Annotated in this window: 24 protein-coding genes and 1 tRNA gene; 12 read left to right on the plus strand and 13 right to left on the minus strand. The window is 74.1% G+C overall.

Features of this window, described 5'->3' with window-relative positions; translation table 11 throughout:
* Positions 1 to 7: 7 nt before the first annotated feature.
* From DQ244_RS05885 to DQ244_RS05895, 3 genes are read left to right on the plus strand one after another with little or no spacing between them, the layout of a single operon-like run.
* The gene (locus DQ244_RS05885) at positions 8 to 514 is read left to right on the plus strand and encodes a hypothetical protein (RefSeq protein ID WP_113810427.1); all 507 of its coding nucleotides are present in this window, start codon (positions 8 to 10) and stop codon (positions 512 to 514) included.
* Positions 514 to 2,397 (plus strand): DNA primase, encoded by a 1,884-nt coding sequence (dnaG, locus tag DQ244_RS05890; RefSeq protein ID WP_113810428.1) that lies wholly within the window; start codon positions 514 to 516, stop codon positions 2,395 to 2,397. Before DQ244_RS05885 ends, dnaG begins: the two co-directional genes overlap by 1 nt.
* Positions 2,394 to 2,942: a hypothetical protein gene (locus tag DQ244_RS05895; protein ID WP_113810429.1), complete on the plus strand. Its 549-nt coding sequence runs from the start codon at positions 2,394 to 2,396 to the stop codon at positions 2,940 to 2,942. The genes dnaG and DQ244_RS05895 overlap by 4 nt, the downstream gene beginning before the upstream one ends.
* Positions 2,943 to 2,954: 12 nt before the next feature.
* On the opposite strand, the gene DQ244_RS05900 is transcribed toward DQ244_RS05895, so the two are convergent.
* The gene (locus tag DQ244_RS05900; RefSeq protein WP_113810430.1) at positions 2,955 to 3,164 is read right to left on the minus strand and encodes a hypothetical protein; all 210 of its coding nucleotides are present in this window, start codon (positions 3,162 to 3,164) and stop codon (positions 2,955 to 2,957) included.
* A 139-nt stretch (positions 3,165 to 3,303) separates the two neighbouring features.
* Between DQ244_RS05900 and DQ244_RS05905 the strand changes: the two genes are divergently transcribed.
* The 3 genes from DQ244_RS05905 to DQ244_RS05915 all read left to right on the plus strand — a co-directional run bounded on the left by DQ244_RS05905 (position 3,304) and on the right by DQ244_RS05915 (position 4,903).
* A tRNA-Asn gene (locus DQ244_RS05905) sits at positions 3,304 to 3,376 on the plus strand.
* Between the two features lie 74 nt (positions 3,377 to 3,450).
* Positions 3,451 to 4,263 (plus strand): hypothetical protein, encoded by an 813-nt coding sequence (locus DQ244_RS05910; RefSeq protein WP_113810431.1) that lies wholly within the window; start codon positions 3,451 to 3,453, stop codon positions 4,261 to 4,263.
* 79 nt (positions 4,264 to 4,342) lie between these two features.
* Positions 4,343 to 4,903 carry an AAA family ATPase gene (locus tag DQ244_RS05915; protein WP_233491219.1) on the plus strand — a complete coding sequence of 187 codons (561 nt, stop codon included), beginning with the start codon at positions 4,343 to 4,345 and terminating at the stop codon, positions 4,901 to 4,903.
* Here the strand turns inward: DQ244_RS05915 and DQ244_RS05920 are convergent.
* From DQ244_RS05920 to DQ244_RS05935, 4 genes are all read right to left on the minus strand, one after another.
* Complete coding sequence (locus tag DQ244_RS05920; RefSeq protein WP_113810433.1) at positions 4,881 to 7,397, minus strand: HAD-IC family P-type ATPase; 2,517 nt, start codon at positions 7,395 to 7,397, stop codon at positions 4,881 to 4,883. The genes DQ244_RS05915 and DQ244_RS05920 overlap by 23 nt on opposite strands.
* A 116-nt stretch (positions 7,398 to 7,513) precedes the next feature.
* Positions 7,514 to 8,539 carry an acetamidase/formamidase family protein gene (locus tag DQ244_RS05925; RefSeq protein ID WP_113810434.1) on the minus strand — a complete coding sequence of 342 codons (1,026 nt, stop codon included), beginning with the start codon at positions 8,537 to 8,539 and terminating at the stop codon, positions 7,514 to 7,516.
* Positions 8,536 to 9,966 carry an APC family permease gene (locus tag DQ244_RS05930; RefSeq protein ID WP_113810435.1) on the minus strand — a complete coding sequence of 477 codons (1,431 nt, stop codon included), beginning with the start codon at positions 9,964 to 9,966 and terminating at the stop codon, positions 8,536 to 8,538. The genes DQ244_RS05925 and DQ244_RS05930 overlap by 4 nt, the downstream gene beginning before the upstream one ends.
* A gap of 83 nt (positions 9,967 to 10,049) precedes the next feature.
* Entirely contained in the window at positions 10,050 to 11,093 is a 1,044-nt protein-coding gene (locus DQ244_RS05935) for an ABC transporter substrate-binding protein (RefSeq protein ID WP_199580212.1), read from the minus strand.
* 21 nt (positions 11,094 to 11,114) lie between these two features.
* On the opposite strand from DQ244_RS05935, the gene DQ244_RS05940 reads away from it, so the two are divergent.
* From DQ244_RS05940 to DQ244_RS05960, 5 genes are all read left to right on the plus strand, one after another.
* On the plus strand, positions 11,115 to 11,558 hold the full coding sequence (locus DQ244_RS05940) for a MarR family winged helix-turn-helix transcriptional regulator (RefSeq protein ID WP_113810689.1): 444 nt from the start codon (positions 11,115 to 11,117) through the stop codon (positions 11,556 to 11,558).
* Positions 11,559 to 11,630: 72 nt separating this feature from the next.
* Positions 11,631 to 13,325: a 5,6-dimethylbenzimidazole synthase gene (gene bluB, locus DQ244_RS20125; protein WP_113810436.1), complete on the plus strand. Its 1,695-nt coding sequence runs from the start codon at positions 11,631 to 11,633 to the stop codon at positions 13,323 to 13,325.
* Complete coding sequence (locus tag DQ244_RS05950) at positions 13,322 to 13,867, plus strand: bifunctional adenosylcobinamide kinase/adenosylcobinamide-phosphate guanylyltransferase (RefSeq protein ID WP_233491190.1); 546 nt, start codon at positions 13,322 to 13,324, stop codon at positions 13,865 to 13,867. The genes bluB and DQ244_RS05950 overlap by 4 nt, the downstream gene beginning before the upstream one ends.
* The gene (locus DQ244_RS05955) at positions 13,864 to 14,643 is read left to right on the plus strand and encodes an adenosylcobinamide-GDP ribazoletransferase (RefSeq protein WP_199580214.1); all 780 of its coding nucleotides are present in this window, start codon (positions 13,864 to 13,866) and stop codon (positions 14,641 to 14,643) included. The genes DQ244_RS05950 and DQ244_RS05955 overlap by 4 nt, the downstream gene beginning before the upstream one ends.
* A gap of 55 nt (positions 14,644 to 14,698) precedes the next feature.
* Complete coding sequence (locus DQ244_RS05960) at positions 14,699 to 14,959, plus strand: hypothetical protein (protein ID WP_113810438.1); 261 nt, start codon at positions 14,699 to 14,701, stop codon at positions 14,957 to 14,959.
* A 9-nt stretch (positions 14,960 to 14,968) separates the two neighbouring features.
* Here the strand turns inward: DQ244_RS05960 and DQ244_RS05965 are convergent, their stop codons facing one another.
* Both DQ244_RS05965 and DQ244_RS05970 read right to left on the minus strand, forming a co-directional pair.
* Positions 14,969 to 15,742 carry an alpha/beta hydrolase gene (locus tag DQ244_RS05965; protein ID WP_199580216.1) on the minus strand — a complete coding sequence of 258 codons (774 nt, stop codon included), beginning with the start codon at positions 15,740 to 15,742 and terminating at the stop codon, positions 14,969 to 14,971.
* Positions 15,743 to 15,771: 29 nt separating this feature from the next.
* Positions 15,772 to 16,077, minus strand: coding sequence for a hypothetical protein (locus tag DQ244_RS05970; protein ID WP_113810439.1), 306 nt, complete (start codon positions 16,075 to 16,077; stop codon positions 15,772 to 15,774).
* A gap of 175 nt (positions 16,078 to 16,252) precedes the next feature.
* Here DQ244_RS05970 and DQ244_RS05975 point away from each other — a divergent pair, with 175 nt between their 5' ends.
* Complete coding sequence (locus DQ244_RS05975; protein WP_113810440.1) at positions 16,253 to 16,513, plus strand: hypothetical protein; 261 nt, start codon at positions 16,253 to 16,255, stop codon at positions 16,511 to 16,513.
* A 27-nt stretch (positions 16,514 to 16,540) separates the two neighbouring features.
* Here DQ244_RS05975 and DQ244_RS05980 read toward each other — a convergent pair whose 3' ends face one another.
* From DQ244_RS05980 to DQ244_RS06000, 6 genes are all read right to left on the minus strand, one after another.
* Positions 16,541 to 17,728, minus strand: coding sequence for an acyl-CoA dehydrogenase family protein (locus tag DQ244_RS05980; RefSeq protein ID WP_113810441.1), 1,188 nt, complete (start codon positions 17,726 to 17,728; stop codon positions 16,541 to 16,543).
* An 89-nt stretch (positions 17,729 to 17,817) separates the two neighbouring features.
* Positions 17,818 to 17,955 (minus strand): hypothetical protein, encoded by a 138-nt coding sequence (locus DQ244_RS19555; protein ID WP_199580217.1) that lies wholly within the window; start codon positions 17,953 to 17,955, stop codon positions 17,818 to 17,820.
* 33 nt (positions 17,956 to 17,988) lie between these two features.
* Complete coding sequence (locus tag DQ244_RS05985) at positions 17,989 to 18,492, minus strand: mycothiol transferase (protein WP_113810442.1); 504 nt, start codon at positions 18,490 to 18,492, stop codon at positions 17,989 to 17,991.
* 41 nt (positions 18,493 to 18,533) lie between these two features.
* Entirely contained in the window at positions 18,534 to 19,739 is a 1,206-nt protein-coding gene (locus tag DQ244_RS05990) for a serine/threonine-protein kinase (protein WP_199580219.1), read from the minus strand.
* 60 nt (positions 19,740 to 19,799) lie between these two features.
* On the minus strand, positions 19,800 to 21,449 hold the full coding sequence (locus DQ244_RS05995) for an AMP-binding protein (RefSeq protein ID WP_113810443.1): 1,650 nt from the start codon (positions 21,447 to 21,449) through the stop codon (positions 19,800 to 19,802).
* Between the two features lie 9 nt (positions 21,450 to 21,458).
* Entirely contained in the window at positions 21,459 to 22,424 is a 966-nt protein-coding gene (locus DQ244_RS06000) for a cyclase family protein (protein ID WP_113810444.1), read from the minus strand.
* Positions 22,425 to 22,444: the final 20 nt, after the last annotated feature.

Genomic DNA, 22,444 nt, shown 5'->3' on the forward strand with positions numbered 1-22,444 from the left:
GGACACCGTGCTCGAACTGGGCAAGGCCGGCTCGCTGGGCGTGGAGAAGCGCGTCCTGCCCGTCCTCCGGGACGGCGCGGTCGTGGCCACGCTGCGCGCGCCCGGGTGGAAGGAAGCGGCCACCGCCGTGGTCGGCGACCGCGAGTGGGTGCTCGCCAAGCGCAAGCGCGAGCTGGTCGGCCGGTGGGCCGGCGAGCCGGACGACTCGGCCCGGCTGCGCGCGTGGCAGACGTCGTTCTGGAAGGGCACCTGGGAGGCCGACCTGGAGGGGCTGGCCCTCCGGTCGGAGGTCGTGTCCCGCTGGAAGGGTGGCCACCGCTACCTCTCGGGGAAGCGCGTGCTCGCCGAGACCGGGAGCACCGGGGGCTGGTCCCCGCGGCCGACGCTGACGGCCGACGAGTCGCTCGCGCTCGACCACCAGGTCTTCCTGCTGTGGCTCGGGCTCGTCATGAGCCGCCGTGACCAGAGCGCCGCGACGGCGGCCATCGCCGCCGGCGCGGCCGGGAGCAGCTGATGGCCGGGCGAGGACGCATCCGGGCCGCCGACATCGCGCTGGTCCGCGAGCGCAGCAAGATCGACGAGATCGTCGGCGAGCACCTGCAGCTCAAGCGCGCGGGTGGCGGCAGCCTCAAGGGCCTGTGCCCGTTCCACGACGAGAAGTCCCCGTCGTTCCAGGTCACACCGAGTCGCGGGCTCTGGCACTGCTTCGGGTGCGGGATGGGTGGTGACGTCATCTCCTTCGTCCAGCAGATCGACCACCTGTCGTTCTCCGAGGCCGTCGAGCTGCTGGCCGGCCGGGCCAACATCGAGCTCAAGTACGAGGACGACGGGGGGCGCCCCACCGCCGGCCCCGACCGCGCCTCGGTCGGCCAGCGCGCCCGGCTGGTCGCCGCCAACACCGCGGCCGCCGCGTTCTACGCCGAGCAGCTCACGACGCCGGAGGCGGCGCCCGCCCGCCAGTTCCTCGCCGACCGCGCGTTCGATCGGCAGGCGGCGCTGGACTTCGGCTGCGGCTACGCACCCGGCGGGTGGGACGCGCTCACCCGGCACCTGCGGGCCAAGGGCTTCACCCAGGCCGAGCTGGTCACCGGCGGGCTGGCGAAGGAGTCCTCCCGCGGCACGCTGATCGACCGGTTCCACCGCCGGCTGCTGTGGCCGATCCGCGACATCACCGGCGACGTCATCGGCTTCGGTGCACGCAAGCTGATGGACGACGACCCGGGCCCGAAGTACCTCAACACCCCGGAGACGCCGCTCTACAAGAAGAGCTCGGTGCTCTACGGCATCGACCGGGCCAAGCGCGACATCGCCAAGCGGCACCAGGCGGTCGTCGTCGAGGGCTACACCGACGTGATGGCCTGCCACCTGGCCGGCGTCACCACGGCGGTCGCCTCCTGCGGTACCGCGTTCGGCGCCGAGCACATCGGCGTGCTGCGCCGCCTGCTGATGGACCAGGACGAGTTCCGCGGTGAGGTGGTCTACACCTTCGACGGCGACGCGGCCGGACAGGCAGCGGCCATGAAGACCTTCGCCGAGGACCAGCGGTTCGTCGGGCAGACCTTCGTCGCCGTCGAGCAGGAGGGGCGCGACCCCTGCGAGCTGCGCCAGGAGCAGGGTGACGCCGCCGTCCGCGACCTCGTCGCCCGCCGCACCCCGCTGATCGCGTTCGTGCTGAGGACGACGCTGGCCGGCTACGACCTCGACACCGTCGAGGGCCGGGTCGCCGCGCTGGAGAAGACCGCGCCACTGGTCGCCCAGATCAAGGACCACGCGCTGCGCCCGGCGTACGCCCGCGAGCTGGCCGGGATGATCGGCAACACCGACGAGTCCGAGGTGCTCGAGCGGATGCGCCGGCTCAGCAACGACTCCGGCAGTGCGCCCTCCCGAGGTCGCCAGCGGGCTCCCCAGCGGACCCCGGACGACGCCGCCCTCGCCGTCGAGCGCGAGGCGGTGAAGGCGGCGCTGCAGGTGCCGGAGTACGCGGGCCCGGCGTTCGACGCGGTTCCGTCGACCGCCTACACCGACCCCGACTACGCCGCCGTCGCGGCGGCGATCGCGGAGGCCGGCGGTGCGGCCGGCACGGCGGTCACCGGGCCGGCCTGGCTGGACGAGGTGGCCGAGCACTGCGGGCGCGAGAGCGCCCGCGCGATGCTCACCGCGCTTGCCGTGGAGCCGCTACGGGCGGTGGGCACGGGGGACGCCGGCTACGTGAACGCCGTCGTCGCCCGGCTGCAGGAGATGGCGACCGTCCGCGAGATCACCGCGCTCAAGGGCCGGCTGCAGCGCATGAACCCCGTCGAGGCGGCTGACGACTACATGAAGGCGTTCAAGCAGCTGATGGACCTGGAGCAGCTCGCGATCTCGCTGCGCAAGCGCGCGGTCGGGGGGCTGGGATGAGCCTGCTCGCAGCGGTGCGCCGGCGGTTCGCCGGTCCGCCGGAGCCGGTGCGGGCCGCGCTCGCCGATCCGGAGGAGCGCGTGCTCGCCTGGGGGCCGCTGGTGCGCGACGGCGGCTGGCTGGTGGCCACCTCACGGGGGCTCCGGTCCGTCGGCGCGGCCGACGACCTGCTGCCCTGGCACCTCGTGGGATCCGCCCGCTGGGCCGGCACGAACGACGGCGGGGGCAGCTTCAAGGTCACCGCGCTGACCGAGGTGGAGCCGGGCGTCCAGGCCCGCGAGCCCGCCGTCCGCTACGTGCTGAGCGACGCCGGCGACCTGCCGGCCGTGGTGCGCAAGCGGGTGGACCAGACCGTCGTCACCAGCCGGCGCAGCCCGCTGCCCGGCCGCGGAGGGGTGCTGCTGGTGGCCCGCCGGGTGCCCGGCCAGGCCGAGCGGGAGTGGACCGTCGTCTTCGACGAGGACGCCGACCGGCACGACCCGGTGGCGCGGGAGGCGGCCCAGGAGAAGCTCAGCGAGGCGCTGGCCGCCGAGCAGCCGACCTGATCGGTCCGCGCGTCAGCGCGGCGGCTCGCCACCCATGCGGGCCTTGAGCGCGGAGACGGCGTCGTCGGCGCGGGCCTGCGCCATGCCGGCGATGCTCTGCAGGCGCGGGTCGTCCTTCGCCTGCTCCCAGCCGCGACGAATCTGCTCGTACCGCTCGTGCCCGGCCTTGGAGCCGAGGACGTAGCCAGCACCGAATCCGGCGAGGAACGACAGCTTGGCCATGGGGGTCCTCCTGGGTGGACGTGCGGTGAACGACGATCACGCTACCTGTGGCGCACAACGCTTCGCGGCCGGTGAGCCCTCCGCGAAGCCGTCCGGGGCCTGGGGTACTCTCGTCGGGCCAGCGGGTCGCACCCGCTGATCCCCCGTAGCTCAATTGGCAGAGCATGCGACTGTTAATCGCAGGGTTATTGGTTCGAGTCCAATCGGGGGAGCCCTCCAAGGCCCTTGACCGGCAGCGGTCAGGGGCCTTCGTCGTCCCCGGGTCGGGCGCTGTGCGGAGGTGCGGGTGGACGAGGCGAGCGAGGACCGGCTGTGGGCCGCGCTCCGGGACGGCCGCCGCGACGACGTCGTCGAGGTGCTGCTGGCCATGGCGCCGCGGGACCGGAAGCGGCTCCGACCGGCTGTCCACCGTCACGAGGACCTGGTGATGGCCGAGCCCATCGGTGCGCGTTCTCCTGACGGCTCCTGGCTGGGTGAGCTGCGGCCCTGGCACCAGTCCGCCGCGATCGCCGCCCTGCTCGGCTGCTCCACCGTCGAGCAGGCGGTCAGGTACGCACCGCTCGACCCGCCCGACAGCGTCGACCTGCCCAAGGCGTTCTTCCCCGACCGGCTCGACGCCTTCGTGCGGGAGTGGTCCGCGCGGTACCTGCGGAACCCCAAGGCGTGGGACCGGATCCGCGGCCTGGAGGCGATGTTCGACTGGGCGGCGGAGGGGCTGATCCCGCCACCGACGGAGGACGGGGCGGTTCTCCTGCTCATCACGGCAGTACCGAAGGCCTACGACGGGCACGACCTGCTGCGCTACCTCGAAGCGAGGCCGGTGCTGATCGACGTCACCCTCCGGCGGATCTTCGACGTCGACGGCATCAAGGGGGCCTCGCTCGCCCAGCGGGACCAGATGTGGCAGCCGGGTCACCGGATGGACGACGTCGTCATCCCCGAGCTGATCCGGCGCGGGCACTGGACGGTCGAGTTCGTGGAGGACGGGATCGCCCGGGCGCTGGCCCGCGGGCAGACGCCCTACCTCGAGCGCTGGTTCCGCGGCCTCGCCGTCAACGTCGCCCCGCTGCGCGATCGAGCGGCCCCGCCCGGCCCGTGACGCCCGACGGGCGATCCTCACAGCGAACCCCCAGCCGGCTCGCGGCACGGCCCCAGGGACGCCGGGCAGCGTGGCGTCCATGCAGAGCGGCGGCACCCTGATCCGCCCCGGCGGCCCGGTCCTCGTCGTGATCGGTGGTCTGCCCGGCAGCGGGAAGACCACGCTGCTGCGCCGGATCCTCGGCGAGGGCGTGCCCGGTGTGGTCGGGCTGGACTCCGAGCAGGTGACCGAGCGCGTGCGCCGGGCCGGCGGCTCCATCCCCTACGGATTGCTCCGGCCCCTCGTGCACGGCTGGCACCGGTGGCGGGTGCTGCGCGCCGTCGGCGGGTCCGCGCCGGTCGTGCTCCTCACCGACCCGTGGACCCGGCCGGCCTGGCGGGCGGTGGTGCTGGCTGCCGCCCGCGGCGCGGGCCGGTCGGTGGAGGTCGTGCTGCTGGACGCGGCCCCCGGAACCGCCCGGGCCGGTCAGCTCGCCCGCGACCGGACGATCTCCGCCCGTGCGTTCGACCGGCACGTCGCGCGGTGGCAGCGACTCCTCGCGTCGCAGCGCGACGCCGTCGTCCTCGACCGCGCGGCGGCCGACCGGCTGTCGCTCGGCGACCTCGTGCCGTGCCCCGTCAGTGCCCCAGGGGCCCGGTGAGCCGAGCGAGCCCCAGCGCACGGTCGAGCACGCGGAACCGGTAGGCCGCCGTGAGCAGCGCGAACCAGACCAGGAGAGCCGGCAGCACGGTCCGGAACACCGGGTCGGCCGCATCGGTGAGGCCGAAGTACGTGGTGAACCACGGCACGAACAGCAGACCGGAGAACGCGACCACCAGCACCGCGACCAGCACCGCCGGGCGCCGATCACCGTCGGGGTCGGTCCAGGAGGCGAAGAACCGGTTCGGCGGCTTGAGGAACAGGATGAGCAGGAAGGCCGCGTAGGAGACGAACGTCGACAAGGCGGTCTGCGCGCCGATGGTGGCTGCGGCCTCGGCGAAACCGACGTCGTCGGAGGAGAGGCCGGTGAAGCGCTCGAAGGCGGGCAGGAAGCCGTCGGGCGGATCGGCGCTCGTCAGCCCCTCGAGCAGGGTCGTGTAGTGGAAGGCGTAGACCCCGACGCCCGCGGCCGCCGTCAGCACCGCGGCCGGCACGACGAAGCGGCCGAGGCCGGCCAGCAGGTGCGGGTCAGGTGCGGTCGGCCTGGCCCAGGCGGTGAGGAACAGGGTCGGGACACCGACGGTGAGCAGGGTCAGCCCGACGTTGGCGGGGGAGTAGGGGAAGCCCAGGCCGAGCATCGTGACGGCCAGGATCACCAGTCCCTGGGTGGCGACGCGGGCGAGGAAGACCTGCATCGACGTCGCGATGCCGTCGATGATGCGGCGCCCCTCGTGGCGGGCGGGTCGCAGCGCCGCCAGGGAGTCGTCGGTGAGCACGATGTCGGCGACGTCGCGGGCGACCGCGCTGCCGCTCTTCATCGCCACGCCGACGTGCGCCCGCTTCAGCGCGCGGGCGTCGTTGACGCCGTCGCCGATCATCGCGACGTAGCCGCCCTGCCTGCGCAGGGCGTCGACGAGGCGCTCCTTCTGCTCCGGCGCGATCCGGCCGAAGACGGTGGAGCGGGCGACCACGCGGTCGAAGTCCGCGTCGGAGAGGGCAGCGAGCTCCGGGCCGCTCACGGGCTCGCCGGCGTCGAGGCCGGCCTGCCGGGCCAGCGCGGCGACGGTCCGGGGATCGTCACCCGAGACCACCTTGAGGGCCACGCCGTCCCGGGCGAAGCCGGCGAGCGTCTCCGGGACGTCGGGACGCAGCTCGTCGGCGAGCGCCACCACGGCGATCGGTTCGAGGCGGGGGAGCGTCGGTCGGCCGTCGGGGTCGCGCAGCGGTGCGTCCGGCTCGGCGCGGGCGAGGACCAGCACGCGGAGCCCGCGCGCGGTGCGGGCCCCGACGACGTCGTCGACCGGATCCCCGGACAGGTGCGGGGCGAGCCGGTCGGGTGCGCCGAGGACGTGCACACCCTCGCCGGTGCGCAGCGCGCTCCAGCGCAGCGAGGAGGAGAACGGGATCTCCTCGCTCACCGGCAGGGCCGTCCCGGGAAGGGCGGCGAGTGCGCTGGTGGTCAGGTTCGGTGCAGCGGTGCTGCGGGCCACCGTGCCGGCCAGCAGCTCCACGGTCGCCCGGTCGCGGCCGCCGAGCGGGTGAACCTCGGCCACCGTCAGCCGGCCGGTGGTGAGGGTGCCGGTCTTGTCGGTGCAGACGACGTCGACGTTGCTCACCGACTCGACCGCGTTCACCTGCTGCACCAGGGCACCTCGACCACTGCTCTTCGCGGCCCCGACCGTGTAGGCGAGCGCGACGAGGAAGAACAGGCCGTAGGGCACGAGGCCGGAGAGCACCGCCGTGGTCTGCACGACCCGTACGAGGGTGAACCCCTCCAGCGCGGCCTGGAACAGGATGGTCGCGCTCATCAGGGCGACCAGGAGCATGACGAGCCGCACGACGAACTCGATGCGGTGCTGCAGCGGGGTCTGGTCGGTGCTCGACTCGCGGGCGTCCGCGGTCAGCCGACCGGCGTAGGCCGCCGCTCCGACGTCCCGGGCGAGCTGATGGCCTTCTCCGCCGACGCAGAAGCTGCCCGACAGGAGGTCGTCGCCTGGGCGCTTCAGGAGCGCCTCGGACTCGCCGGTGAGGAGGGACTCGTCGACGTCCACCCGGCCGTCGAGCACGGGTCCGTCGACGACGATCTGGTCACCGGGTCGGACGTGCACGACGTCGCCGCGGACCAGCTCCTCCGGTGCGACCTCGACGTCGCGGCCCTCGCGCACGGTCGTCACCCGGCTGCGGCCCAGCAGTTGGAGGCGGTCGAGCTTGCGCTTTGCCCTGATCTCCTGGACGGCGCTGATGGCGGCGTTGACCAGACCGAGCCCCACGCTGGTTAACGCGTCGCTGTAACGGCCCAGCGCCAGGAGCGCGGCGCCGATGACGAACAGGATGATGTTGAAGAACGAGAAGACGTTCGTCCGCAGGATCTGGGTGTAGCTGCGGGACGACGCGTCGACGGCGTCGTTCCCCTCGCCGCGCCGGCGCCGTGCCCGGGCCTCCTCGTGGGAGAGCCCGGACCGGATGTCGGGGACCGCGTCGGTCTCGAGGTCCATGGCGGGGGAGTGCCCACACCGCGGTCGTCGTAGGCGCGGGGCCCGGGGCGGCTGCGCGGGGCCGGCACGGCTCGGGGCCCGGCCGGAGATCCGACCGGGCCCCGAGATCCCGCTGATCAGCGCTGGGCGAGGTAGGCCGCGCCGGTCCGCCGAAGCCGGTCGTGCACGCCGTCGTTCACCGTGACGCCCTCGCGGCCGAGGTAGGCCTTGGCCAGCTTGGCGACCATCGTGTAGTTCGTGTCCACGACGTTGGCCACCGGCGCGAGCCCGGCCTGGCTCACCAGCTGGTAGGCGTCCAGGGTGTCCCAGCCGGTGAGCTCGGCCGCCCAGGTGACCAGGTCGTGCTGGCTCACCCGGTAGGCGTCCTCCAGCGGCTTGGTGGAGCCGGTCGACATGAGGAAGTCGTCGGTCTCCAGCCGGGGCCACGCGTTGCCGCCACCCTTGATCAGGTCGACGACGACGACGGTGCGCATCGCCGCCTCGACCGCGGTGCCGCACACCTCGCCCTCGCCCTGCCGGCAGTGCCCGTCACCGATGGCCAGCTGCCCGCCCGCGACGTTGACGCCGAAGTACGCAGTCGTGCCCGCACGCAGCTCCGGGGTGTCCATGTTCCCGCCGTGCGCGCCGGGCGTGATGGTCGCGAACACCTCCCTGCCCGCCGGTGCGACGCCGACCGTGCCGTGCATCGGGTCCAGCGGCAGCTCCACCTCGGGGCCGCCGCGGCGCGGCCGGAACAGGCAGGTGCCCCGCTCGCGGTCGACCTCGTAGACCCACACGACCTCGTCGAGCGGGTCGTGCAGCATCGCCGTGGTGTGCGTCGCGGTGAGCGCCCCGAAGTGCGGGAACGTCGTCGACACCGCCCAGTCGCGGGCCGGTGCGATCTCCACGAAGTGCACCGCGAGCGTGTCGCCGGGCTCGGCACCCTCGACGTGGATCGGCCCGGTGACCGGGTTGAGCTGCGAGAAGTCGCAGACCGCGCTCGGCAGGTCCTCGGCCTTGGTCACCCGGCCGCCGAAGCAGTCCTCGGTGGTGAGCTCGACGACGGTGCCGGGCTGCACCCGGACCAGCGGCTCGGGTGCGCCGCCGAAGGTGTAGCGGTACTGCTCGGGGGTGGGGGAGAGCTGGACGACCTCCAGGCTCACAGCTTCTCCTCCGAGGTCAGCTCGGGCTTGCGGCCGGTGGCCAGCAGGACGACCAGCAGCACGACGCCGATCGCGAACCACACGAAGCCGAGCTCCTGGGCCGCCACCTGCGCGTTGTAGACGACGTAGGCCAGGATCGCGAAGCCGACGACCGGCACGACCAGGTGCAGCCACCAGTTCCGGCTGCGCTGACGGCCGATGTAGTGGACGACCACCGAGGCGTGCAGCAGCAGGAACGCCGACAGGGCGCCGAAGTTGACCAGCGTCGAGAGCAGCGTGATGCCGTCGTCCCGGGTGCTCATGTAGATGCCGAGCACCAGCGAGATGACCGCCACCAGGAACGTGGCGTTGACCGGCACCCGCCGGGTCGGGTGGACAGCGGCCAGGAACGAGGGCAGCTGGCGGTCGCGGGCCATGGCGAAGAGCAGCCGCGAGGTGGCGGCCTGGGCGACCAGCGAGTTGGCGAAGCCCCACGCGATCGCGGTGGCGACGGCGGTGAGGGTGCCCAGCCAGGCCCCGCCGGCGACCTCGGCGGCGTCGTAGAAGGCGGTGCCGGCGGCGTCGCCCTCGGCGATGAGCGTGTCGGGGTTCGGCACGAGCAGGGCCGCGACCCAGGTCTGGACGACGAACAGCGTCCCGGCGAGCACCAGCGCGGCGATCATCGACTTGCCGATGGAGCGGGCCGAGTCCCGGTTCTCCTCGGCGAGCGTGGAGATCGCGTCGAAGCCCAGGAAGCTCAGCACCGCGACCGAGACCGCGCCGAAGACCAGCTCCAGGGAGAAGGTGTCGCTGTTGTAGATGGGCGAGAAGTCCCAGCCGCGGCCCTCGCCCGAGGACAGCGCGATGACGCCGATGACGAGGAAGATCGCCAGCACGATCAGCTCGGCGACCAGCACGATCTTGTTGACCCGTGCGGTGAACTCGATGCCGAAGTAGTTGACCACCGTGTTCAGCACGACGAAGGCGACGACCCAGACCCAGACGGGGATGCTCGGCAGGATCGAGTTCATGGCGAACCCGGAGATCAGGTACAGCAGCCCGGGGATGAGCAGGTAGTCCAGCAGGACCATCCACCCGGCGATGAAGCCGACCGGCCGGCCGATGCCCCGCCCGGCGTAGGTGTAGACCGAGCCGGCCATCGGGAAGGCGCGCGACATCTGCGAGTAGGACGCGGCGGTGAAGGCCATGGCGATCCCGCCGACCACGTAGGCCAGGGCGACCATCCCGCCCGACGCCTGGAAGACGCCGCCGAAGATGCCGAACGGCGCGATCGGGACCATGAAGACCAGGCCGTAGATCAGCAGGTCGGTGAAGGTCAGGGAGCGCTTGAGCTCCTGCTTGTAGCCGAAGGACTCCACGCCTTGCTCGCTGGCGGCGGGCGTCACGCCGCCGAGCGCGGGGCCGGTGGTGGTGCGGGGTTCGCTCATGCGCGCATTCCTCCGTGTCATCCCGGTGCGGTCCGGGGCGCCAGCAGAGTAGGACGCAATGCTTCCAGGTGGAAGTATCTGTCTCAGGTCGTGAGAAGGCCGGGGATCTCCCGCAGGGTCAGCCCGTCGGCGCGGGCCAACCGGGCGAACGGTGCCCGGCGCGGCACCCGGGTCCTGCCGGGGCCGGACACGGCCACACGGACGCCGTCGTAGAGCCCGCGCGCGTAGGCGCACACCACCGGGGCCGAGGGGCCGGACCGGCGGGCGTGCCGCTCCTGCAGGTCCAGCTGCATCTCGTCCGGGCCGTCGCCGGAGGAGGCGAACGAGGGCATGCAGGCGTACAGCTCGCCGGTGCCGTCGCCGCCCACGGCGTAGAGCCCGTTCTCCTCGAGGGCGCCGGACAGCCGCACGACCCGCCGGTCCAGCCCGGCGCGGGTGAACTCGCGGTTGAAGGTGACCAGGTCGCGCCCGACCATGCTGAGCAGCACGCCGTCGGCCCGCGTGCGCCGGACCAGGTCCAGCAGCGGCCCCATGTCGGTGGGCCCGAACGGCACCAGCGCCTCGCCGACCACCTCGGCGCCGGCCGCGGACAGCGCGCGGTGCGCCGCCCGGTGCACGGCCCGCGGCCAGACGTAGTCGGTGCCCAGCAGCACCCAGCGCCGGGCCCGGCGGGAGCCGACCAGCCAGGTCAGGGCCGCGGCGTGCTGCTCGGCCGGCGAGACCCCGGTGCGGACGACGCCCGGCCGCAGCCGCCCGCCCTCGTGCGGCGGGGTGAACACGTACCGGGCTCCCGGCGGCAGCGCCCGCTCGAGCGCGCGGTGCACGTCGCTGGTGTGGAACCCGACCAGGACGTCGAAGGCACCGGCCTGGAACAGCGACGCCGCCTCGGCCGCGACGACGTCGGGCGCCCGGCCCGAGTCGACGGTGACCAGGCGGACCTCGCGCCCGTCCACCCCGCCGGCGGCGTTCAGCTCGTCGGTGGCCAGCCCGGCGAGGTCCAGCGCGGACGGTGCGGTGAGCGCGAGCGGACCCGACAGCGGCACGGCGAGACCGACGTGGAAGACGTCGGTCCGCGGGCCCGTGAGCAGGAGCTCCCACGGGTCCAGCGGACGCGTGGCACCGGACACGGGGAGAAGTATGGTGCCCCCATGTTTCCGGGAGGTCGCACCGACGCCGAGCGCGTCACCGACGACCTCGTCGAGCTGCTGACCGTCACCCAGCGTCGCGTCGCCGGGGGAGCGGCCGCGGCCCTCGCCGAGGACGGCGGCACGCTGGACGGCTACCGGCTGCTGCGGGCCCTGCACGGGAACGGCCGGACCATGGGCGAGCTCGTCGCGGCGCTGCACCTGCCCGCGCCCACCTGCACCCGGCTGGTCGACGCCGCCGTGGACCAGGCGCTGGCCTACCGGCTCCCGCACCCGGACGACGGGCGCAAGGTCGTCGTCCACCTCTCCGAGCCCGGGCGCGACCGCCTCGGTCGCTGGGAGGCGCTCGTCGCCGCGCACGAGTCGGCGCTCGCCGCCTCCCTCGGCCCGGAGCGGGTCGCCGCGCTGCGGCACGCGCTGACCGAGCTGGCCGCCCCGGAGGGCTGAACCCTCCGCCCTGACCGGGATCCCGGCCTACGGCCGTGCGAGGGTTCCCGGAGACGTGATGGAGGAGTTGGCATGACCTGGCCCCGGCCGGTCCCGGTGATCGGTGACCAGACCCACGCCGCGGAGCGTGCCGCCGACCCGGCGGGCTGGGCCCTCGACCCGGCCACCGTCGAGGCGCTGCACACCGTCGTCGGGGCCCGCCGCGACATCCGCCGGTACCGCCCCGACCCCGTGCCCGCCGACCTGCTGCGCACGGTCCTCGAGGCCGGCCACCGGGCGCCGTCGGTCGGGCACTCGCAGCCGTGGCGCTTCGTCGTCGTCACCGAGCAGGCCACCCGCGACCGGGCGGCGGTGCTCGCCGACCGGGAGCGGCTGCGGCAGGCCGAGCTGCTCACCCCGGACCGCCGGGCCCGGCTGCTGGACCTGCAGCTGGAGGGCATCCGCGAGGCGCCGGTCGGGATCGTCGTCGCCTGCGACCGCCGGGCGCACGCCACGGGCGTGCTGGGCCGGGCCACGTTCCCCGACGCCGACCTGTGGAGCTGCGCCTGCGCGATCCAGAACCTCTGGCTGGCCGCCCGCGCCTCGGGGCTGGGCATGGGCTGGGTGACGCTCTTCCAGCCCGCCGACCTGGCCGCGCTGCTGCACCTGCCCGAGGGCGTGGAGACCCTCGGCTGGCTGTGCCTCGGCTGGCCCGACGAGCGCCCGCCCGAGCCCGGGCTGGTGCGGCACGGGTGGTCGGCCCGCGCCCCGCTGGACGACGTCGTGCTGCACGAGCGGTGGCCGGCCGACGACAGCCCGGCCGCCCCGGTCTCCCACCTCGCCGGGCCGCAGCCGGAGGCGGTCGTGGCCGCCCGCGACAGCGGTGACGACCTGCTCGCCGTGCCCGGTTCGCTGGGCGTGCTGGACCGCGCCGTGGACCGGGTGCTGGCGCTGCCCGGTCCGGTACCGGAGACCGGCACGCTGCTGGTGGCCGCCGCCGAGCACCCGGTCGCCACCGCGCACGCCGTCTCGGCCTACCCGGTGTCGGTGACCGCCGACGTGCTCGCCGCGACCCGCACCGGGGAGTCGCTGGGGGCCTCGACCGCGCGCCAGGCGGGGCTCCGCGTGCGCGCCCACGCCGCGGTCTCGCCGGAGCCGCAGGGCGACCTGCTGACCGCCGACGCCCTGACCGCCTCCGCGGCCGTCGCGCTCGTGGCCGAGGGGCGCGCCATCGGCGCCGAGCTGGCCGCCACCGGGCTGGTCTGCCTGGGCGAGGTCGGCATCGGCAACACCACCGTCGCCGCCGCGCTCGCCTGCGCGCTGCTCGACCTCGACCCCGACGACGCCGTGGGCCTCGGTGCCGGTGCCGACGCCGCGATGCTCGACCGCAAGCGCGCCGTCGTCCGCGGGGCCCTGGACCGGGTGCGGTCCGAGCGCGGCGCCACCGACCCGATGACGCTGCTCGCCGCCCTCGGCGGGCCGGAGATCGCGGTGCTCACCGGGGTCACCCTCGGTGGCGCCGCCGCGGGCGTCCCGGTGGTGCTCGACGGGCTGGTCACCTCCGTCGCCGCGGCCGTCGCCGTCCGGCTGGAGCCCGCCGCGCAGACGGCGCTGGTCGCCGGTCAGCGCAGCCGCGAGCGCGGGCACGCCGCGGTGCTCACCGACCTCGGGCTCGAGCCGCTGCTCGACCTGCGCCTGCGGGCGGGGGAGGGGGTCGGCGCAGCCCTGGCCGCCCAGCTCCTGCTCACCGCGCTGCGCGCCCGCCGCACCGCCGGGCGGGTCTCGTGATCGGTCGGCGCCCGCGCCGCACGCTGGTGCTGGGCGGCGCGCGGTCGGGCAAGTCCCGCTACGCCGAGGAGCTGCTCGGCCGCGCTCGCGCCGTCGAGTACCTGGCCTGCGGCCTGCCCGCAGACGGCGGCGATCCCGAGTGGGCCGACCGGGTCGCGCTGCACCAGGAGCGCCGCCCCGGCAGCTGGCGCACCGTCGAGACGGTCGACCTGGTCGGCGAGCTCGGCCGCCCGGGCCCGCCGGTGCTGGTCGACTGCCTCTCCACGTGGCTCGCGCGGGTGATGGATGACTGCGGTGTGTGGACCGAAGAGGACGGCGCCGACGATCGGCTGGCCCGCGCGGTCGACGACGTCGTCGCCGCCTGGTCGGGGACCCGCCGCCGGGTGGTCGCGGTGAGCAACGAGGTCGGCTCCGGCGTCGTCCCCGCCACCGTCTCCGGCCGGCGCTACCGCGACGAGCTGGGCATCCTCAACGCGCGGATCGCGGCCGCCTCGCAGCGGGTGTGGCTGCTCACCGCCGGCCTCCCGCAGCGGCTGAAGTGACCGGTCCGCTCGCCGCCCTCGGCCTGTTCAGCGTGCTGCCGGTCCCGGCCTCGGCCCGCACGCCGGGGCCGGGGGTGCTCCGCTGGTTCCCGCTGGTGGGGGTGCTGCTCGGCGCGCTCGCGTTCGTCCCGGCCCTCGCGGTGTGGCGGGGTGCCGACGGCGGGAGCCCGCTGCTCGCGGCTGCGCTGGTCGTCGGCGCGCTCGCTCTGCTGACGCGCGGCCTGCACCTCGACGGCACCGCCGACCTCGCCGACGGGCTGGGCAGCGGCCAGCCGGCCGAGCAGGCGCTGGCGATCATGCGGCGGCCCGACGTCGGCGCGTTCGGCGTCGCGGCGCTGGTCTGCCTCCTGCTCGTGCAGGTCACGGCCCTGGGGACGGTGCTGGCCGCCTCGTCGCTGGTCGAGGGGCTCGTGGTCGTCGTCCTGGCAGCCACCGCCGGCCGGACGGCCGTCCTGCACGCCGCTGCACGTCCGGTGGCCGGCGGCTCGGCACTCGGGAGCCTCGTCGCTGGAGGGGACTCCCCGGTGGTCCGGTGGACGGCGACCGTCGTCCTGGTCGCCGCGGCGGCCGGGCTGCGGCTGCTGGCCGGTGGCTCCACGGCCGACGCCTCGTGGGCGGCCGGTGCCGTGGTCGTCGCCCTGATCGCCGGGGCGGGGCTCACCGCTCATGCGACCCGGCGGCTCGGCGGGGTCAACGGCGACGTCTTCGGTGCCGTGGTGGAGGCCGGCACCGCCGCGGCACTCGTCGTCCTGGCCGCAGGAACCGCCTGGACCTGAGGCCCCGCGACGATCGGGGCTTCCCTCGGCGGCGATCGCCGCTAGCCTCCCGCCCGTGGAGCCGTTCGCGACGGGGCGTTTCGCCGAGGTCAGCCCCCGGCAGGTCGCTGCCGTGCGGTCGGCCGCGGACTTCGCCCGGCTCGTGACGCACATGCGGGAGGACCTCGGCCGCTCGGGCAAGGCCGAGTGGGAGAACGCGACCCTGGACCGCTACCTGGAGGCGCTCGCCGCGGTCGCGGAGGACCGCGGCCCCGAGGGCAGGCTCAGCTGGGCGGAGCTCGCCGACCTGGTGGTCACCGCCACCGGCTACGAGTAGGCGGGCACGTCAGCCGGCCGGGAACAGCGAGCGCACCCCGAACCGGGTCGGCCGCTGGAACGGACGCCAGGCGCCGCGCGGCTGGGCCAGGCGGTCGGCGACGATCCAGAGCACGGCGGGGTCCAGCCCCATGCCGAGGTGGCTGGCGTGCACGGCGACGTTCTCGCTGATCGGCCCCTCCTCCTGCAGGCAGGTGCGCCAGTCGACGACGCCGTCCCACCGCGAGTACACCGACGTGCTCGGCACCTTCAGGGGCCGGGCGGGGCGCACCTCCTCGACGGCGCGCAGCTCGCGGTAGGCCCGGTACATGCCGGCCCCGGACGGTGGGCGCTTGCGGGGGACGACGCCCGCGAAGGGGGAGCCGAGCGAGACGACCTGCCGGACCAGGTGCGGGCTGCGCTCGGCCAGCCGGCGGCCGTAGATGCCGCCGAGGCTCTGGCCGACGATGCTCACCGGCCCGCCGTGCTCGTCGGCGAGCCGTTGCACCAGCGCCCGCATGCCGTCGACCACCTCCGGGCGCGGTCCGCGGTTGCGGCCGAGGTCCCAGCCGACCGTGGGGTAGCCCAGGCGGCCCAGCCAGCGGCGGATGGTGCGCGTCGAGACGTCGGACGCCAGCCAGCCGGGGAGGACGACGACGGGGTGCGGTTCGCCGCGCGGGGCGAACCGCAGCAGCGGGTAGCCGGCGGCCAGGGCGCCGGCGCTGACCACGGCGCGGGCGGGCTCGGTCAGGGCCAGCAGGTTGTCCACGCGCTCGGCGCGGGCGGGTCCGGAGGAGGTGGGCACCCGCACCCGGTGCCCGGGACGGGCCCGGATCAGTCGCCCGGCGGCAGGATCCGCGGCACGAACACCTCGTCGACCGGCCGCGGGCCGACGTACTGGCGGCAGGTGCACGGCACCCAGCTGTGCCCCGACCAGCGGCCGCGCTTGTCGTAGGTGTCGCGCCGGAGCTCGGCGTAGCAGGTGTTCGTGGAGGTGTCGTGCTGGCTGAGCGTGTGGCCGCAGCCGCACAGCGGGGTCATCGGCGGAGGCGGTGCGGGGGTGCGCCGGCGGCCCAGCCGCCCGGTCACGAAACCGACGCCGAGCAGGGCGGCGCCCACCAGCAGGCTGACCGGATCCATCCCCGTGCACCTCCTCCGATCGAGGCCTCCGACGGTAGCGCTCGCGACCCGCCCTCCGCCGGGGGAACGGCGCCGGTGCCGACCGCGGAGCGTGGCCGGACTTGTCGCGCGGAGTCGTCCGTATTCGCCCGATCAGGGGGATTGGCCGGTGCCCCCTGCGGGAACTGGAAACCCCGTGAGCACGTATGCCGTGGGGTTCGCCCGGCCCGACCGCTGGTCGGGCAGTCAGCCGAGTCAGCCGAGCTACCCCTGGCACGCCGTGGAGGCGCACCGCCCGCCCGCCGAGCTGGACGGCGAGGTCGAGCTCGCGGTCTGCGGCGCGATCGTCCAGGTCTGGGGCACGCAGAAGTGGGAGCGCGTCGGCATCGGCCGCACCGGCTGCCCGGAGTGCGCCCGCCTCACCGCCGCCGGCCGGCGGCTGACCCGCGCGAGCTGAGCGCCCCGCGCGGGCCGGCCGCGGAGCTCAGCTCTTCTCGGGCCTGCGGCCGCTGATCGCCGAGAGCCCGGTGATCGCCCGGCCCACGATCAGCGCCTGCACCGAGTCGGTGCCCTCGAACGTGAAGACCGCCTCCATGTCGGCGAAGTGCCGCGCGACGTGGTGGTCGATGAGGATCCCGTCGCCGCCCAGGATGTCGCGGGCGTCGGCCACGATCGCCCGTGCCTTGGCCGCGTGGTTCATCTTGGCCAGCGAGGCCATCGCCGCCGTCATGCGGCCCTCGTCGGCCAGCTTCGACAGCCGCCAGCACATCAGCTGCATCGAGGTGATCTCGGCGAGCATGCGGGCGAGCTTGTCCTGCACCAGCTGGAACCCCGCGATCGGCTGACCGAACTGCTCGCGCTGCATCGCGTGCGCCAGCGCCAGCTCGTAGGACGCCGTCGCCAGACCGAGCGCCCGCCAGGCGACGGTGTACCGGGTGCGGTCGAGCACCTGGGAGACGTCCTTGAACGAGTGGCAGTTGGCCAGCTTGTTCTCCGCCGGCACCCGGACGTCGGTCAGCGTGATCTCGGCCTGCCAGACCGCGCGCAGCGCCGTCTTGCCGGTCATGACCGTGGCCTCGTAGCCGGGCGTGCCCTTCTCGACGACGTAGCCGCCGACCTTGCCGTCCTCACCGCGCGCCCAGATGATCACGAAGTCGGCGATGGACCCGTTGCCGATCCACTTCTTCTGCCCGTTGAGGACGAAGCCGTCGCCGTCGGCGCGGGCCGACGTCTCCAGGCCGACGGCGTCCGAGCCGTGCTGGGGCTCGGTGAGACCGAACGCGCCGATCTTCTCCAGCCGCGCCATCGGCGGCAGGAACCGCTCGCGCTGCTCCTCGTCGCCCAGCAGCGCGATCGACTGCATGGCCAGGAAGCTGTGCACGCCGTTGAAGGTGCCGACGCTGCCGTCGGCGCGGGCCAGCTCCGCGGCCACCAGCCCGGCGGCGACGTTGCTCATGCCGGGGCAGCCGTAACCCTCGATGGTGCCGCCGACGATCCCGGTCTCCGCCAGCAGCGGCACGAGCTCGAACGGGAACTCGGCGCGCTCCCAGTACTCGTTGATCCGGGGTACGACCTCCTTCTCGCCGAAGGCCCGCACCCGGTCGCGGATCTCGATCTCGGCCGGCTCGAGCAGGTCCTCGAACGCGTAGATGTCAGGGCTGTCGATGGTCACGGAGCGGACGCTACGACCAACAGGAGCATGCTGCGCGTCGTGATCGCCCACTCGAGGGCACGCTCTCCGCCGACGACGCGCCGCTCCGGCTAGGAGGGGTGCCCCTCCACGTCGGCCTCGTCGCCCTGCGGGGCCTCGCGCGGCTCGCTCTGCGCCTCCAGGGACGCCTCCATCTCCGGCGTCTCCTGCTCGATGGCGATGTCGCGGGGCTGCGGCGTCTCGGTCATGCCCCCACCTTGGCCCAGGTCACGGCCGGCCGCTCACCCGAGGAGCCCGCGGGCGTAGCCGATCTGGCCGAGGTGCTGGAGGTCGTCGCCGATCACGCTGACCAGCCGCATGCCCACGGTCACCGGCGGGTCGTAGGAGCCGTCGACGACGCGGTCGAGGTCGTCGTCGGTGAGGCCGCGCAGGAACTCCGCCGACTGCGCGTGCACGGCACCCGCGTACCCCTTGAGCAGGTCGACCGACGGGACGCGCACGTCCGAGACCTGGTCGCGGTCGAAGCCGTAGCCGGTCTCGCTCGCGTCGAAGGGCAGCCCGAAGCGCTCCGCCCAGCCCTGCGCCGTCCACACCTGGTCACGGCCGGCGAGCTCGGCGACGTGGTCGTCCTGCACCCGCAGCAGGTGCCAGGCGAGCCAGGCGATCGGGTTCGCGTCCGGCGTCACCCGGCGGTGGAGGCCGTCGGCATCGAGGCCGTCGAGGCTGCTCCGGAACATCTCGTGGATCTGGTCGAAGGCGTAGCCGTACACGTCGGAGGTCTGCATCCCGTCGCCGTACCCACGGTCCGGGCGCCCAGCCCTGCGGATCAGAAGTCGAGGAACTCGCCGAGCGCCAGGGCCGCCCCGAGGACCAGCAGGACCAGCACGGCCACCGTGGTCAGGACCGGCACGAGCACCCAGCGGCGCTTGAACCGCCAGCGGCGGCGGGGCGGGGGAGTCACGGCCCGGCTGGGCCGCACGGGCGCCGCTACCTCGTCGGCCTTGCGCTCGCGCCGGCGGTCGGCCATGTACCGGACCTGGTCGCGGGCGTCGCGGGCCACCGAGCCCAGCAGCGTCTTGGAGGCCGACGCCAGCGCGATCAGGTCGGCGGCGTCGATCCGCTCCATCGAGTTCCCGCCGATCGGGCCGGGGGTCTTCGGCGGCGGAGGGGCCCAGGCGGGCGCCGGTCCCGGGGCGGGCGCGCGCTCCTCGGCGACGGCGCGCAGCTGCGCCCGGGCAGCCGCCGCGGTGGTGCGCTGCGCCGTGTCCTTGGTGAGCAGCCCCTGCAGCACCGGGCCGAGCGGGCCGGCGCGGACCACCGGTGCGGGGTCCTCCGCGACGACGGCCATGAGCGTGGCCATGGCTTCGCCCCGGTCGAACGGCGGGCGGCCCTCGACGGCGGCGTAGAGGGTCGCGCCGAGGGACCACAGGTCGACGGCCGGGCGCGGCTCCTCGCCCCTGGCCCGTTCCGGGGCCATGTAGGACGGCGAGCCGATGAGCGCGCCCTGCGTGGTGAGGCTGGAGTCCCCGGTGGTGGTCGCGATGCCGAAGTCGGTGAGGCAGCCCGACCCGTCGGGACCGACGAGCACGTTGGCCGGCTTCACGTCGCGGTGCACGATGCCGATCTCGTGCGCGGCCTCGAGCGCGTCCAGCACGTCCAGCCCGATCCGGGCGACGGCGGCCGGCGGCAGCGGGCCGCGCTCCTCGACGATCTCCTGGAGGCTGCGGGCCTGCACGTGCTTCATCACCAGCCACGGCTTCCCGGCCTCCTCCACGACGTCGTAGACGGTCGTGACGTGCGGGTGCTCCAGGCGGCCGGCGGCGCGGGCCTCGCGCATGGTGCGCTCGCGCAGGAGGGCGCGCTCCTCCTCGGTGACGTGCACCGAGAACGTGACCTCCTTGACCGCGACCTGCCGCTCGAGGACGAGGTCGGTCGCCAGCCAGACGGTGCCCATCCCGCCCTGGCCGAGCATGCCGCCGAGCGCGTAGCGCCCGCCCACGACACGGGTGCTGGGTCCTGGGTCAGCGGTCACGGACGCCTTCCTACCCGACTGCGGTGGTCAGGACCCCTCGCGTGCGCACCGGGACCGCGGTCAGCCGCGCAGCTCCCGGCGGAGGATCTTCCCGGTCACCGTCTTGGGCAGCTCGTCGATGAGCTCGACGATGCGCGGGTACTTGTAGGCGGCCATGCGCTCCTTGCAGTGCGCGACGAGCTCCTCGGGCGTGGTGGTCGACCCGGGCTTGAGGCTCACGAACGCCTTGACCGTCTCGCCGCGCTTCTCGTCGGGCACGCCCACCACGGCCGACTCCCGGACCGACGGGTGCTCGGCCAGCACGTCCTCGACCTCGCGGGGCCAGACCTTGTAGCCCGAGGCGTTGATCATGTCCTTCTTGCGGTCGACGATGAACACCCAGCCCTCGGGGTTCATGAAGCCGACGTCGCCGCTCTTCAGCGCCCCGCCGGGCAGGTTGGCCGCCGTCTCCTCGGGCTTGCCCCAGTACCCGGCGACCACCTGCGGGCCGTCGGCCACGATCTCGCCGACCTCGCCCAGGGGCAGGTCGTTCCCGGCGTCGTCCTGGATGCGGACGATCGTGTTCGGTGCCGGTACGCCCACCGACAGCGCCCCCGAGGTGGGGTCCACCGGTGAGGGCGACCCGAACGGCGTGACCGTCATGGGCGACGTCGTCTCGGTCAGGCCGTAGGCGTTGTGCACCTGCGTACCGGTCGCTTCCAGGAAGTCCCGCTCGGACGTGGGGGAGATGGCCGCGCCCCCGGAGTAGATCGAGGTGAAGGAGGCGAAGTGGTCCTTGGTGAAGCCCGGTGCGTTGAGCAGCGCGGTGAACGCGGTGATGGCGCCGATGGTGAACGTCGGCCGGTGCTCGGCGAAGGCGTCGAGCACCACCTGCGGCTCGAACCGGTAGGCCAGCACCAGCGGCGCGGGCGCCAGCATGCTCACCGCGATGTGCCCGATCAGCCCGGTGATGTGGAACAGCGGGGCGACGCCGAAGATCGCCCCGCCGTCGGCTCCGGCGTGCACCCAGTCGCGGTAGACCTGGGCGGTGAAGACGACGTTGCGGTGGGTGTTCATGGCGCCCTTGGGCACCCCCGTCGTCCCCGAGGTGTACGTCAGGAAGGCGACGTCGTCCGGCGCGAGCTCGACCGGTGGCGGCGCGGTGCCGCGGTGCTGCGCGATGAACTCGGAGAGGTCCGTCGTCCCCTCGTGCCGCTGCCGGGTCATGCCGGCGAACAGCCGCTCGTCGTTCCTCGTCTGGAACTCCAGCTCGCTGGTGGTGAGCACCAGGGCCACGTCGGTCTCCGGCACGACGTCGCGCGCGACGGAGTCGTAGAGCGCCTCCAGGGACACCAGCACCTTCGCGCCGGAGTCCTTCAGCAGGTAGGAGAGCTCACGGGTCCGGCTCATGGGGTTGATCGACACCATGACGCCGCCGGCCTTCCACGCGGCGACCATCGCGATGACGAACTGCGGCACGTTCTGCAGGTAGACCGCGAGCCGGTCGCCGGGCGCGAACCCGTGCGCGAGCAGGCCGGCGGCCAGCCCGTCGCTGAGCTCGTCGAGCTCCGCGCGGGTCACCACGCCGTCGAAGTAGCGCAGGGCCACGGCGCCGGGGTCGTGCGCGACCCCGGCGCGGAACATCTCCAGCGCGTTGCCGAACTCGATGTCGTAGTCGGCCGGCTGGTTCCCGTAGAGCGCCAGCCAGGGGCGCTCGTCGTAGGCGCTCACGGTGGCGGCCTACTTGATGACGACGGGGTTGACCGGGGTGCCGGCGGCCTTGGCGACCTTCAGCGGGGCGGCGACGTAGAGGAAGGCGTACCGGCCGTCCTCGGCGCAGTCGGCGGCCAGCTTCTCCAGGTCGGCGATCTCGGTGAGGGTGACGCCGAGGTTGCGCATGAGGGCGTTGTGGAGCACCAGGGCGACGCCGTTGTTGGGGTCGAAGGTGACCTCGTTGGCGATCGTGTCGGTGACCAGGTTCGGGATCTCCATGTCCTGGAACCACTGCACGAGCTCGGGGCTGTAGACGAGGCCCGGCTCGTTGAAGCCCTCGTAGAAGGCGTCGCCCTGCTCGTGGAAGAGCTTCAGGAAGTTCGTGCGGACCACCAGGATGTCGCGCTTCTCGATGGGCGTCCCCTGGGCCTCCGCGCAGGCGACGAGGTCCTCGTGGGTGAAGGTCTCGCCCTTGTCGAGGGTCTCCTTGCCGCGGAACCGCGCCATGTCCAGCAGCACCGCCCGGCCGACGATGCCGCGCTCGGCGATCGGCTCGACGCTCGCCTTCTCCAGGCCGCCGACGGTGCTGCGGGCGTCGTAGCCGTTCCAGATCTTGCCGTCGTACCAGAGGTGGCCGAGCGCGTCGTACTGCGTGGAGCCCTGCAGGTAGGCATCGATCTTGTCGTCGGCGTAGTGCAGCCCGCCGGGGAACACCCCGCCCTTGCCGCCCTCGTCCCAGTCGCTCTCGTCGAGGACCTGGGTGCGGACGGCGGGGGTGCGCCCGGGCCACACCGGGTCGCCCTTGGGGTCGCCGATCAGCCGCTGGAGGGTGAACACCTTGCCGGAGCTGACCAGCTTCACCGCCGCGAGGACCTGCTCGGGACCGAGGTAGTTCAGCGCGCCCACCTCGTCGTCCGGCCCCCACTTGCCCCAGTTGCTCGGCGAATCCTTGAGCAGGTCGCCGACGTAGGGGGCGGCGGGGGTGTCGGTCACGGGGGCCTCCTGGACGGGGA

This window comes from Blastococcus sp. TBT05-19 (genome assembly GCF_003319095.1).
Taxonomy (GTDB): Bacteria; Actinomycetota; Actinomycetes; order Mycobacteriales; family Geodermatophilaceae; genus Blastococcus.